General features: G+C 61.2%; 12 protein-coding genes. 7 read left to right on the forward strand and 5 right to left on the reverse strand.

From position 1 onward, the window contains the following. Positions 1–146: 146 nt before the first annotated feature. Positions 147–1,163, reverse strand: coding sequence for a hypothetical protein (locus HMPREF2927_RS03040; RefSeq protein ID WP_070685396.1), 1,017 nt, complete (start codon positions 1,161–1,163; stop codon positions 147–149). Positions 1,164–1,293: 130 nt separating this feature from the next. On the opposite strand from HMPREF2927_RS03040, the gene HMPREF2927_RS03045 reads away from it, so the two are divergent. Genes HMPREF2927_RS03045 through HMPREF2927_RS03055 form a run of 3 tightly spaced genes read left to right on the forward strand, consistent with a single transcriptional unit; the run spans position 1,294 to position 4,709 of the window. Continuing rightward, positions 1,294–2,622: a magnesium transporter MgtE N-terminal domain-containing protein gene (locus tag HMPREF2927_RS03045; RefSeq protein WP_005508498.1), complete on the forward strand. Its 1,329-nt coding sequence runs from the start codon at positions 1,294–1,296 to the stop codon at positions 2,620–2,622. After that, on the forward strand, positions 2,615–3,517 hold the full coding sequence (locus HMPREF2927_RS03050) for a DUF1003 domain-containing protein (protein WP_070685398.1): 903 nt from the start codon (positions 2,615–2,617) through the stop codon (positions 3,515–3,517). Before HMPREF2927_RS03045 ends, HMPREF2927_RS03050 begins: the two co-directional genes overlap by 8 nt. Further along, complete coding sequence (locus HMPREF2927_RS03055; protein WP_070685400.1) at positions 3,507–4,709, forward strand: P-loop NTPase; 1,203 nt, start codon at positions 3,507–3,509, stop codon at positions 4,707–4,709. The genes HMPREF2927_RS03050 and HMPREF2927_RS03055 overlap by 11 nt, the downstream gene beginning before the upstream one ends. A gap of 122 nt (positions 4,710–4,831) precedes the next feature. On the opposite strand, the gene HMPREF2927_RS03060 is transcribed toward HMPREF2927_RS03055, so the two are convergent. The 4 genes from HMPREF2927_RS03060 to dapE form a co-directional block, all read right to left on the reverse strand. Further along, positions 4,832–5,209, reverse strand: coding sequence for a twin-arginine translocase TatA/TatE family subunit (locus HMPREF2927_RS03060; protein ID WP_070685402.1), 378 nt, complete (start codon positions 5,207–5,209; stop codon positions 4,832–4,834). A 447-nt stretch (positions 5,210–5,656) separates the two neighbouring features. Further along, positions 5,657–7,012: a hypothetical protein gene (locus tag HMPREF2927_RS03065; protein WP_049361784.1), complete on the reverse strand. Its 1,356-nt coding sequence runs from the start codon at positions 7,010–7,012 to the stop codon at positions 5,657–5,659. A gap of 5 nt (positions 7,013–7,017) precedes the next feature. Further along, positions 7,018–7,419: a taurine ABC transporter substrate-binding protein gene (locus HMPREF2927_RS03070; RefSeq protein WP_070685404.1), complete on the reverse strand. Its 402-nt coding sequence runs from the start codon at positions 7,417–7,419 to the stop codon at positions 7,018–7,020. Positions 7,420–7,524: 105 nt separating this feature from the next. Next, entirely contained in the window at positions 7,525–8,703 is a 1,179-nt protein-coding gene (gene dapE, locus HMPREF2927_RS03075; protein WP_070685407.1) for a succinyl-diaminopimelate desuccinylase, read from the reverse strand. A gap of 101 nt (positions 8,704–8,804) precedes the next feature. Between dapE and dapD the strand changes: the two genes are divergently transcribed. From dapD to HMPREF2927_RS03095, 4 genes are all read left to right on the forward strand, one after another. After that, a complete protein-coding gene (gene dapD, locus HMPREF2927_RS03080; RefSeq protein WP_005505235.1) occupies positions 8,805–9,770 on the forward strand; it encodes a 2,3,4,5-tetrahydropyridine-2,6-dicarboxylate N-succinyltransferase in 966 nt (321 codons plus the stop codon). Positions 9,771–10,124: 354 nt separating this feature from the next. Then, positions 10,125–10,919 (forward strand): DUF4253 domain-containing protein, encoded by a 795-nt coding sequence (locus tag HMPREF2927_RS03085; RefSeq protein WP_246827343.1) that lies wholly within the window; start codon positions 10,125–10,127, stop codon positions 10,917–10,919. A gap of 201 nt (positions 10,920–11,120) precedes the next feature. Next, positions 11,121–12,134, forward strand: a complete 1,014-nt coding sequence (gene galE, locus HMPREF2927_RS03090) for a UDP-glucose 4-epimerase GalE (RefSeq protein ID WP_070685409.1) — start codon at positions 11,121–11,123, stop codon at positions 12,132–12,134. Positions 12,135–12,509: 375 nt separating this feature from the next. Continuing rightward, a complete protein-coding gene (locus HMPREF2927_RS03095; RefSeq protein WP_070685411.1) occupies positions 12,510–13,274 on the forward strand; it encodes an amino acid ABC transporter ATP-binding protein in 765 nt (254 codons plus the stop codon). Positions 13,275–13,276 lie beyond the last annotated feature (2 nt).

The following is a 13,276-nucleotide window of genomic DNA, read 5'->3' on the forward strand; positions in this document are numbered from 1 at the left end:
CCCCCCCCCCCAGTTACGTTAGTAACGTCTTATAGGGAAAGCCCCTCACCGATTCGTTCGGTGAGGGGCTTTCTTGTGTCTTCTAAGAGCTGTCTTCTATGCCTGTTTCCCGCCGTGATGGGCGGCTACCGCCGTTGCAGATTCGGTTATTCGGACTCCTGCGAGGACTTATCGTGGGAGGACTTATCGTGGGAGGACTTATCGTGGGAGGACTTATAGTGCAGGCCCTGCGGGCGCGGGGTCGGACGCTGCGGCTTGGGCTGAATCAGCTTCGCGTATTCTTCCGGGTCGTCCACGCGCAGACCGTACCGCTGCGCCGGGCGCTTCTGCGTATCTGACTTCTGGGCGGTCGCCTGGTCAGTATCTGCCTGTTCAGCAGACTGTGCAGACTGAGCGGACTGTGCGGGGGCAACCGGTGCGGGCATGTTCTGCGCCGCGCTCTGAGCAATCGCGTTCTGCGCGGTCGTATCATGCTCGGGAAGGTTCTGGTTCGGCGCCGGCTGGCTACCCGCCTGCGCACGGTACGAGGGAGCCTTCGGCGCACCGGTCGGAACCGGTGCGCCATTCATCGAGACGGTGCTCTGAGCGGCACGCGCCTGCGAAGCCTCCGGGGCTGCCGCCGCACGCGCAGCCGCAACCGCCGCCGAGAAGCGAGGGTGCGCACCCAGCACGCGGCGCGCATCCTGAGCGTACTCCGGCAGAGCGTACATCACGGTACGCGAGGGAATCGCCTCGGTACGCATCGGGTAACGAATACCGCGATTACGACGAAGAATATACATCTGCCACAGCACAAACACAGCCACCGACAGCGGCACGTACCTTAGCGCCACCGACGTAAAAGAGTCACCGGTCAGCGTCAACAGCACCGAAAACACCAGGCCCATCGACGCACCCTGAATCGTCGCAGAAATCAGGGCACGACCATAACCGGGCTGCACCGGGTACTCCACCTGGCGGATACCGTCATTGACCAGGTACAGCGCCGTGACCGGATAATCCTGCTCGCTGAGCACGTCAAAAGCGGCGAGCGCATCATCGTGACGAACGAAGGAGGCAACCGCCTCACCGGCGGGCAGGGGCTTGCCCTGAGCCTGCGCCAGGCGCGAGGCCAAGTACGAAGAAGGCGGGGTCGAGGGAATATTCGGCAGGTTAGAAGTCATGGCTCCTATTCTACCGCCCGCCCTAACCCTGGACCCGGTGGGCAGTCTGCTCTTCTACAGGCGTAGCGAACACCTGTTCAATTAGGCTTCTCAAAGTGCGAATCCCCGCGGCGGGGCGTACCCTAGAGAGGTGAGCAATTCGAAGTTCAGCACCCCCAGCAAGATTTACATTGCCCGCCTTTTGGGCCTCGACGTTTTTGACCCCTTCGGTGACCGCCTCGGCCGTCTCCGCGATGTCGTCGTGCTCAAACGCGGCCTGGGCGCGTCCATTGCGGGCGCCCGCCCCGCCAAGGGCAGCGAACCCATTGTTGTCGGCATCATCGTTGAGGTGCTTGGCAAGAAACGCGTGTTCATGCCCATGACCCGTGTGCGAAGTATCGACGCTTCACAGATCATTTCAACCGGCTTGGTGAACCTGCGCCGCTTTGAGCAGCGCAACTCTGAGACTCTTATCGTTGGTGAGCTCTTTGACCGCCGCGTGCGCCTGCTCGACGGCAGCGGCGATGCCGTCATTGAGGACGTCGCCATTGAGCAGCGCCGCAACGGCGACTGGGGCGTGACCGAGCTGTTCGTTTCCCGCGTCAGCTCCTCCTCCAGCACGTGGCGCCGCCGCTCCAAGGAGACCCTGATCGTCGACTGGGACGAAGCGGTGCTCTCCACCGATGTGGAACCGCAGGCGGCAACCGCGTTCGTGGCGAACCACGAGAACTCCAAGCCCGCCGACCTTGCGGATGCTATCCACGAGATGAGCGATAAGCGCATGGTCGAAATCGCCGCCGAGCTGCAGGATGAACGCCTCGCGGACGTTCTGCAGGAGCTGCCCGCCGAGGACCAGGTGCAGATTCTCTCGCACCTGGACGACGAGCGTGCCGCGCAGGTCCTCGAAGAGATGGAACCGGACGACGCCGCCGACCTTCTCATCGAGCTGGACGACGCCCAGCGTGAAAAGCTGCTCGAACTCATGGAACCCGACGAAGCAGACGACGTGCGTCGACTGCTCGAATATGACGAGGGTACCGCTGGTTCGCTCATGAACCCGGTGCCGATCATCCTCTCCCCGGAGGCGACCGTTGCGGAGGCGCTCGCGCACATCCGCGCCGAGGAGATCCCTCCGGCGATGGCGGCTGCCGTCATGGTGACCCGCCCGCCCCTGGAAACGCCGACCGGCAAGTACCTGGGTCTGGTGCACATGCAGAAGTTGCTGCGTGTGCCGCCGAGTGAGCCGATTGGTCACATCCTCGATACCGACACTGAGCCTGTCTCTGACCAGGCAAGTTTGGAAGAGCTGGCACGCGTGCTGGCGACCTATGACCTGACCATCGTTCCCATTGTGAACGAATCGCACCGCCTGGTAGGCGCAGTGACCATCGACGACGTGCTCGATGCGCTCCTGCCCGAAGACTGGCGCACTTACGATGATGGAACTCCCGTACGAAAGGTAGGACGACGCTTTGCCTGATTCGAACCGCCGCGACGCAAACCGTACCGAAGAGAACCCCCGCATCGATAAGGCGCGCATCCTCAAGGACCGCCTGGAGAAGAAGTACGCTGAACGCAACCGCGAGCGCGGCGACTCCCGCCCGCAGCGTAGCGACTCGCAGCTGAGCACCCCCGGCACCCGCAAGCCGAAGCTGTTCTCGAGCCCCAACCCGGACGCTTTCGGCCGCATGACCGAGGGTTTTGCGCGCTACATGGGTACCCCGCAGTTTTTGATGTGGATGACCATTTTCTGTGGCGTGTGGCTTGCCTGGAACTCCCTGGCGCCGGAGGAGATGCAGTTCGACCCGCGTAGCCTGAACTTCACCTTGCTGACCCTGATGCTGTCCCTGCAGGCTTCTTACGCGGCTCCCCTGCTGCTGTTGGCGCAGAACCGTCAGGATGACCGCGACCGCGTGGTCGCGTCTGAGGACCGTAAGCGTGATCAGCAGAACCTGGAGGAGACCCAGTACCTGACCCGCGAGATCGCTTCGCTGCGTATTGCTCTGCGTGAGGTTGCGACCCGTGACTTCGTCCGTAGCGAGCTGCGTGACATTCTTGAGGAACTGCAGAACATTGCGCAGGAGCAGGAGCGTCACGCCGAGCAGCTGCAGGACATCAGTGAGGACATTGAGGACCTGGAGGAGGCTATCGACGATATCGATATCTCCGAGGGCGAGGAAAAGGACGCTGAGGAGCAGGATTCTGAGGGCACCGAGAACGGTACCGAGAAGTCTTCTGACAATGCTGAACGCTCTGCAAAGGACTCCGCGCAGGATCCCCGCCGAGGCGATTTGAGCCAGCCTCAGAGCCGCGAATCCCAGCAGGCACAGCAGCAGGCAGAGCGCACCCGTGAAGGAGGCGCCCGTGACCGCTAATTCACCCCTGCAGGATGCGCTCTACGCGGCACTCACCCGCGTCGAGGACCCCGAACTGCGCCGCCCCATTACGGAGCTGGGCATGGTGGAGACTGCGCTCGTACATCCTGAACTGGATGAGCACGGTGAGCCGATTCCCGGCCGCCACTGGGCTGAGGTCACGGTGCTGCTCACTATTGAGGGTTGCCCGCTGAAGAACACCATCGAGCAGCAGGTTCGTGACGCCGCCGCCACCGTTGAGGGTATCGAGCGTGTGCAACTGCAGGTGGGTGCGATGAACCCGCAGCAGCGTTCTGCCCTGCGTTCGATGCTCAAGCCGGAGCGTTCCAACCCGTTTACCGCGCCCGGTTCGCTGACCCGCGTGTTCGGTGTGGTGTCCGGTAAGGGCGGTGTGGGCAAGTCCTCCATGACCGCGAATCTTGCCGCCGCGTTCGCTTCACGCGGGCTTGCGGTGGGCATTATTGACGCGGATGTGCACGGCTTCTCGATTCCGGGTCTGCTGGGTATTGCCGACGCCCCGACCCGCCTGGATGACCTGATTCTTCCGCCAACCGTGGACGTTCCCGCCCCCGCCCAGCGTTGGGGTGAGCAAAAGGTCAGCGGCGGCTTTATTCGCGTGATTTCTATCGGCATGTTCCTCAAGGGCAACGAGCCGGTGGCGTGGCGCGGCCCCATGTTGCACCGTGCCCTGGAGCAGTTCATCATGGACGTGCACTTCGGCGCCCTGGATGTGCTGCTGCTCGATTTGCCGCCCGGCACCGGCGATATTGCCATCTCCATGGCTCAGCTGCTGCCGAATGCGGAGCTGGTACTCATTTCCACCCCGCAGCACGCCGCGGTGGATGTGGCGGAGCGTGCCGGCACCCTGAGCTTGCAGACCGGTCAGAAGGTCGTGGGCGTGGTGGAGAACATGGCTGCCATGACCCTGCCGGACGGTACCGTGCTCGATATGTTCGGTTCTGGCGGCGGTCAGGTGCTCGCTGAGCGTCTTTCGGAGGCGCTCTCCTATCCGGTACCGCTGCTCGGTTCTGTCCCGCTGGATGTGAACCTGCGTACCGGCGGCGACGAGGGCACCCCGGTGGTCTGGAGCCACCCGAACTCCCCCACCGCCGAAGAGATTCAGTCCATCGCCTCGCAGCTGCTGCAGTCGGGCGAGTCGAGGGCGGGTCAGAGCCTGCCGCTCTTCGTTTAGAGATCTAGCCGTCTAGAGATGTCGCCGTCTAAGACCAAGCATCTAGAAGCTGACAACCAGACAGCTGAGAACAGAAAGAACCCCGCACCATCACGGTGCGGGGTTCTTATCTATTCAAAATCTTAGGTGGCGTCCACGTCGAAGGGGGCGTATGCGCCTCGCGGAAGAGCACGGCTCTCAGCCTTTTCCTTCTCCTTCAGCAGCGCCTCTTCACGTTCCCTTGCCTCACGCGCACGCTCGGCGTCATCCTCAGCGAATGCCTGCTTCACAATCACGCGCGGATCGTACTGGCGGGGGTCGTACTGGCGCCAGTTAATATCTTCCAGACCCGTCTCGCCCAGGGCTTCCTTGAAGTCGTCCTTCGCATCGAACGCCATACGGCGCACGGTCTTGACGAATTCACGGATCTGTCGGGCGTATTCGGGCATGCGTTCGGGACCGATCACAAAGAACGTGATAACGGCCAAAATAATAAACTCGGTGCCACTAATACCAAACACAGAATATAGATTATCAGTTCCGAGCCAGCACCGCCGAACCCGCGGCGCTTTCTGGACGTGTCTTTAAGCTCTGGACAAGCAGAAGGTGTACGCTACAGCACCGCGGAGGGGCATTGCGCCCACGGCTAAGAACGCAAAAGACCGCCGGCAGCACACCGGCGGTCTCAAACATCCGTTGAATAGATTCAGCGGTTTACGGCGGATAATCTCCACCGCCGGGTTAAAACGCTGCGGCTCCAGCCGCAGGCACGCCCGCCTCCCGAACGCAAAAGACCGCCGGCAGCACACCGGCGGTCTCCAGTCACGATATTCGGTTTACGGCGGATAATCTCCACCGCCGGGTTAAAACGCTGCGGCTCCAGCCGCAGGCACGCCCGCCTCCCGAACGCAAAAGACCGCCGGCAGCACACCGGCGGTCTCAAGCACCTGTTGGAAAGAATCAGCGGTTTACGGCGGGTAATCTCCACCGCCGGGGAGCTGCTTCCAATGCCACAGCCAGCCCACCCAGCCCCACTGCGCACACGCACCCGCCACCAACAGCGCCCAACGATACGCCCGCGAACGGCTCGCCGCCGCCACCACAATCACCAGCGGGAACAACGGCAACAACAGACGGAACGTCGAGGACTGCGGATTCAAAAACAGAATCAAATACGCAAAATAGCTCAGACACCACAGGTTCAGCGGAGCCGCCAAAACCCTACGCGCCAGCGGGCTCAAACACAGAGCAATAAAGCCCAAAATCAGCAGGGTCAGCAGCACCGGAGCCGCATAGCCAAAGTACAGGTAACCTTGCGAAAGCCACGGCTGAATCGGCGCCAAATGGGTACCGCGCCACGCCGTCTCCGTGGCGGTGTACGCATCCACACGACCCGTAGCCCACCACGCAATAGCAGGCCACACCAGCGCACACGCACACACCACCAAGGCGCTCATCAGCTGCCCCAAATGACGCACAAACGCCGTGCCGATACCGGACCGGCGGCTCGAACGCACCCAGCACACAAACCACCACAGGCCAGCAGCCGCGCCCAGAGGCACACCCACCGGACGGGACAGGCACGCCAACGCCGCCACAGGAACCAGCAGGCCGTAGCGTCCCTGCACCAGGCACAACAGCGCACCGGCAAGGAACACCAAGTTCAGCGACTCCGCATACGGCACCTGAAGCACCGGTGCCACCGGCAAGAACGACACCAACGCCACAGCCCACATGGACAGCGCAGAAGGCGACTCCTCGCTCTTGAAACCGGTCGCCTTCAACGACGCCTCAAACAGCAGGTAAATCACCCACGCCGCCGCGAAACCGGCAAGCAGAGCAACCGTCGCCGCCACCGGGTAGTACCCGATGCCCGTCGCATGGCTAATAGCACCGGAAAGCTGCGGAAAAATCGGGTAAAACGCCCACTGATTCTGCTGCACCACACCCGCCGCGTTCACCGGCAGCTCACTCGGGTAGCCCTGTACCGCAATCTGCTCATACCAGCCGGCATCCCAGATGCTAATGAACGACAAATAATCCAGGTGCTGACCCCACGGGCTGCGCAACTGCTGCTGACCGACCACGGCAAACACCACGAAGCCCCACACGCGGGACAGGCCATAAATCAGCAGCACCGACAGCCACGCGGGCAGGGCACGCAGACGCTGCCCGATTCGGTACAGGCGCTCACCGGCGGCGGTGTACGCCCAGGTCAGAAGCTCATCAAAGGATTCGCCCTGCTCCTTCGTGGAGGCGGTGCGAGGGGCAGAGTCAGCGCGGGCAGGCGGAACAGGACTAGTGTGCTGAGAAGGAACACTCACCGGCGCTAGCTCCCCTCAGCCACCGAAGGAACACCCTCAGCCTGCGGGTTCTTTCGCTTCTCCACAAAGTCATGCGCGCTCAAGGTGCTCTCCGCATCATCAGACAGGGGAACCGCACTGCGGCGAACCGGCTCAGCGGCAGCGACGTTAGCATCAGCAGATTCTGTGGTAGAAGCGGCTGCCTCCGCGGCGGGTGCGTTCTCGAGTGCCTTGTTATCTTCGGGTGCACCGACGAGAGGAGCGATAAAGCCGAAATCCTCCACACGGTCGAAGGTGCCCAGACCGTCACGGCCCACACCGCTGAAGAACGCGGCACCGGGCACGGCACGCTCACCGGAGAGCGCCACAACGGAGAGCACCGCAATGCCCGAAATCAGCAGGGCAAGCAGAATCAGAAGAAAGTTCATGTCAATCTCATATCATGCAGGACCGTCAACCCCTGACGGTCACCTAAATTCAAATAGTAGCGCCAGCACCGGCAGAATCAGCACCAACCAGAGTTAGCGCCGCGACTAGTCCTCGTCACGGTCGCTGAGTAGCCAGGCACGCAAATCCGCGTGGCAGCGGGTCAGCTGACTAAAGCTCACGTGCTCATTATCGGTGTGAGCCAGCAGGGCATCACCGGGGCCGAAGTTCACGGCGGGAATACCGATCTCGCTCAGGCGCGCCACGTCCGTCCAACCGTACTTCGGCTGAGGCTCCTGCCCCACCGCCTCAATCAGGGAAGCTGCCAGCGGGGTGTCCAGGCCGGGGCGTGCCGCCGGGGAAAGATCCACAAAGTCCAGCTCGTATCCGGCGAAGACCTCACGCACGTGGGCGACCGCCTCATCCAGGGTCTTATCGGGCGCGAACCGGTAGTTCACGTGCATTGCCGCCGCATCAGGAATCATGTTACCGGCAACGCCACCAGCAATCTGCACCGCGTTCAGGCCCTCACGGTAATCCAGGCCCTCCACCGCAATAGTTTTCGGTTCGTAGGAGGCGAGCGCCACCAACGCCGGCGCCAGGGCGTGAATTGCGTTCTCGCCGCGCCATGCACGTCCCGAGTGGGCGGCGAGGCCGCGGGTGCGCACGAAGAAACGCATGGTGCCGTTGCAGCCGCCCTCAATGGTGCCGTTGGTCGGTTCAAGCAGCACACCGAAGTCTGCGTCAGTGATGAGCTCGCCGTGGTTGCGAATCAGACGCGCCAGGCCGGAGAGCTCGCTGGCGACCTCTTCGTTGTCGTAGAAGATGTAGGTCAGGTTGTAGTCGGTGTCTTGCGCGGTCAGTTCGGCGGCGAGCTTCAGCTGAACCGCCACGCCGCCCTTCATGTCGGTGGCGCCGCGACCGTAGAGCACATACCCCTCCTCTTCTTCACGCACCGTGGACGGCACGGTACCCAGCGAGCCCGCAACGGTGGGCAGGGGCACGGTATCCAGGTGACCGGCGAGAATAATGCGGGTGCGCTCGTCCTCAGCGCCGGGTAGCGGCGGGAACTCGGTGCGGGCGATAATGGCGTCTCCGTCACGGGTCAGCCGTAGGTGCGGGCAGAACGACAGCGCCATGTGCACGGCGTCAGCAATTGGCTGCTCATTGCCGGAAACCGACTCGTAATCCAGCAGGGCACGGGTCAGCTCGGGCATGGACACGTCCAGGTTCAGGGGCGGCTGCGGTACAGGGTGACGCTCAGAAATATTCGGGGAAACGCTCATCCTTCCACCTTACAGGTTCCCCGGTACACACACCCGCGCCCGCAACTTCCATATCGAGCATATGAGACGGTCTTGAAGGGGCTCTAACCCCCAAAACTATAATGGGAGGCATGTCTGAAAACACTCCCCGTTACGCCTCCGGCGTTGCACTGGTCAATGTTGTTGTCTCTGGCGAGCACGCCGGCACCGTCCTGGATGCTTGGTTCCCCGCCCCCTCCCTCACCCAGACCCCCGACCTGTCCATCGCGGACGAGCTGGAGGACCTGGCCGTTGAGCACCCTGCGCGCAACGCCCGTACCGAGGTGCGTACCGCCTCCATCAACCTGGATGAGGCACCCGAAGACGCAGTCGACGCGTACCTGCGTCTGCACCTGCTCTCTCACACTCTGGTTCGCCCCAACGAGCTGAACCTGGACGGCCTGTTCGGTACCCTGGCGAATGTTGCGTGGACTAACCACGGCCCGGTGCTTGCCGCCGAGTTCCAGAAGCTGGCGATTGGTCTGCGCAAGCTGGGCCACCTGAGCGTGAGCCACATTGATAAGTTCCCGCGCCTGGTGGATTACGTGGTTCCCGCCGGTGTGCGCATTGGCGACGGTGACCGTCTGCGCCTGGGCGCGCACCTGGCGTCCGGCACGACCGTGATGCACGAGGGCTTCGTGAACTTCAACGCCGGCACCCTGGGCACCTCCATGGTTGAGGGGCGTATTTCTCAGGGCGTTGTGGTGGGCGACGGCTCGGATGTGGGTGGCGGCGCCTCCACGATGGGTACGCTTTCCGGCGGCGGCACTCAGCGCGTGTCCATTGGTGAGCGTTCCCTGCTGGGTGCGGAGTCCGGTATCGGTATTGCCCTGGGTGATGACTGCGTGGTTGAGGCTGGCCTGTATGTGACCGCCGGTTCGCGCGTGAGTGTTCTGTTGCCCGGTCAGGAGGCGCGCGTAGTGAAGGCTGCGGAGCTGTCCGGCGTGTCGAACCTGCTGTTCCGCCGCAATTCGATCAGCGGCGCGATTGAGGTTCTGCCGCGTGCGAAGAACACCGTGGAGCTGAACGAGGCACTGCACCTGAACTAGTGCTGGGTCTGGACTAGCTCTGGTTGCCCTTGCGAACGTTGGGAATCGGCCAGTGAACTTTAGGGGTCGGGACGCGTGAAGCATCCCGACCCCTTTTCTGCGCCCTGTGTTCTCTCTTCGTCGCTCTTACAGGCTGGGCGCGAATCCGCGACGGCTACGATGACCGTTTTCAGGGCGGGATGCTCGGGTTTTCGCTAGGCTGGTAGTACCGGGTACAGCGCACCCGCCATGACTGACCACCTGTATAGTTCAGAGAGGAACTCAGATGCCCGAATCAACTAAGCCAGAGTCGACGATGAGCGAAACCTACCGGCACTTTACGCGCCTCTTCCCTACCCGCACGAGCGTATTGCGGTGGGCGCTCCTGCTACTGATGCCATGGCTCGTTACGATGAGTTGGCTCAGCTGGGGCGCGCGCAGGGGTTCGTCCCCTTCTTCCTGAACCTAAACGATACGGTGCTTGAAAGCATGGTCATTGCGGTATCCCTTGAGCACGACATCATTGACGATGTTGAGACTCTAACCCCCGAGCAGGTGAGCGCCTACACTCGTGCTGTCCTGCAGCGTTACCGTACCGCCCGTGGTGGCGCCTCCGCCGAAGAGTACGGTAGCGCCGTCATTGCCCAGCAGCTGCGCCGGGTTGCCGGTGACGGCGAAGATGCTCACGAGGAGGGCTCTGACGACTTCAACCTCAACGAGCTTGTTAACGAGTTTATGAGCTCCGATTTTCTTCCCGATGAGGAGCCCGAAGCTGACGCCCCGACTCTTTCTGCTCTGCTCTGCTACGAGCTTGCGGATGAGGAGGATCAAGGCGAGATGCTCCTGCTGCAGGTTCCGACCGATGACCCCGCCGATATTCCCGCGTACCTGCCCTTCGGCGGCTGGAATGACTGCCCGGGCGCTGAAACGCAGCTGGCGTTCACCCACTACTGGCGTGAAAAGTACGGTGCCATCCCGGCGGCTCTTGACGGTGCTGACTGCCTAGAGTTTCTGGTGGAACGCCCCGTCACCGACCCGGTCGAGGCGAAGAATCTGGCGGTCGAGCAATTCGCATTTTGTTCCGATCTTCCGTTCCAGGTATTTGAGGATTTTGAGCAGCTGACGGAGTTTATTCACCAGAGCCGCCAGTGGTATTTCTGGTGGGATTAGACGCAAGCTATACAGCGAGGTGGGGGCGAGTGGCAACACACCTCAATAACGCCTCCCACGTGCTCACATCAGAGTGCACAAGCGCACAGTGTTCCGCAGTACTTACACCGCATGCACGGCTGTACCATTAGATACAGCTCAACAGCTTTTGTCCCCCATCCGGAGCACTTTTTCCGGATAGATAAAGCCCGAAAGGACATCATGAAGGTACTCGTTACCGGCGGCGCCGGCTACATCGGCTCCCACACTGTACTTGAACTGCTCAAGGCAGGCCACGACGTCGTCGTCATGGATAACCTCGCGAACTCTTCCGAGGAGTCCCTCAAGCGCGTCGCTGAACTCGCTGGCCGCGCCCCCGAGTTCCACAAGGTTGACCTGCTCGACCTCGAAGGCATGAAGGCTCTCTTCAAGCAGGTTCGCCCCGACGCTGTGATTCACTTTGCGGGCCTGAAGGCTGTGGGCGAGTCCGCTGAGAAGCCGCTGTGGTACTACCAGACCAACGTGGCTGGCACCCTGAACCTGCTGTACGCAATGGACGAGGCTGACTGCCACTCCATCGTGTTCTCCTCCTCCGCTACCGTGTACGGTGAGCCCGAGTCCATGCCTCTGATCGAGAAGATGAACATGGATGCGCAGTCCTGCTACGGCCGCACCAAGGAGCACATCGAGGACATGCTGGTTGACCTGGCTGCTTCCGACTCCAAGTGGAACATTGCTCTGCTGCGTTACTTCAACCCCGTTGGTGCGCACGAGTCCGGCCGTATTGGTGAGGACCCGGCGGGCATCCCGAACAACCTGGTGCCCTTCATCGCGCAGGTTGCTGTGGGTCGCCGCGAGTACCTGAACGTCTTCGGTAACGACTACCCGACCGTTGACGGTACCGGCGTGCGCGACTACATCCACGTGGTTGACCTGGCTGACGGTCACCTGAAGGCGCTGGATTACATTACCCAGCACGGCGGTCTGCACACCTGGAACCTGGGTACCGGTAACGGCTACTCGGTTCTGCAGGTTCTGCACGCGTTCGAGGAGGCGTGCGGTAAGGAGCTGCCGTACAAGATTGTGGATCGTCGCCCCGGTGACGTTGCGGTCTCTTACGCTGATCCTTCCTCTGCTCTGGCGGATCTGGGTTGGAGCGCTAGCCGCGACATTAAGACCATGGTTCGCGACCACTGGAACTGGCAGAAGAACAACCCCAACGGTTACGAAGCCTAAGCTGTTTTAGCCCCTTGTGAGGGGTGTTGAAGAGTGCCTGATAGGTGTTATCTCACCTATCGGGCACTTTTTTACGCTTTTTTCGAAATTTTTACCAAGTCGTGACTACCTCCCTAAAGACGTTTGACACCTCGTGAGTGCGTAGAGAAAGGGCAGAATATATTCCCTAGTCAGAGCCTTTTATGAAGATGAGGTGTTTTTTACCCATATTTTTACGTCAAAAATACTATAACTATGCATTCATGCTTAAAAATTCACATTGCTTACACAGTAAAGTGAATATTTTGCAGACAGGAAACCGCCTGAGGCGTAAGCTGAAAACTCAGCATACAGACAACCCGCATCATAGACGCACCTCACGTGAAAGGGTTCAAAATGTCCGCACAGGCAGCTCCCGAAGCGCAGAAAAACCTCATCGAAATCACCAACGTCAACAAGTACTACGGCACCAACCACGTTCTGAAGAACATCAATCTTTCCGTGGGAAAAGGTGAGGTCGTCGTCCTCCTCGGCCCCTCCGGTTCCGGCAAATCCACCCTCTGCCGAACCATTAACCGCCTCGAAACCATCACCAGCGGGTCCATCACCATTGACGGACAAGAACTACCCGAAGAAGGCCGCGCCCTCGCCAAGCTCCGCGCCGAAGTCGGCATGGTCTTCCAGTCATACAACCTCTTCGCGCACAAGAACATCCTCGATAACGTAACCCTTGGACCCCGCCGAATCCGCAAGATATCCAAGTCAGAGGCAGAAGCAGAAGCCATGAACCTGCTCGCGAAAGTCGGCGTGGATTCCCAGGTGCACAAGATGCCCGCAGAGCTTTCCGGTGGTCAGCAGCAGCGCGTCGCCATCGCCCGCGCACTCGCCATGAGACCTAAGGTCATGCTCTTCGACGAACCCACCAGCGCGCTCGACCCCGAAATGGTCAACGAAGTGCTCGACACCATGGTCTCCCTCGCGAGGGAGGGCATGACCATGATCGTGGTGACCCACGAAATGGGTTTTGCCCGCAAGGCTGCAGACCGCATCGTCTTCCTTGCCGACGGCGAGATCGTCGAAGAGGCGCACCCGGACGAGTTCTTCACCAACCCGAAGAGCGAGCGCGCCAAGGACTTCCTCTCCAAGATCATCAACCACTGAAG

It is taken from the genome of Rothia sp. HMSC061E04 (assembly GCF_001813685.1).
Lineage (GTDB): Bacteria > Actinomycetota > Actinomycetes > Actinomycetales > Micrococcaceae > Rothia > Rothia mucilaginosa.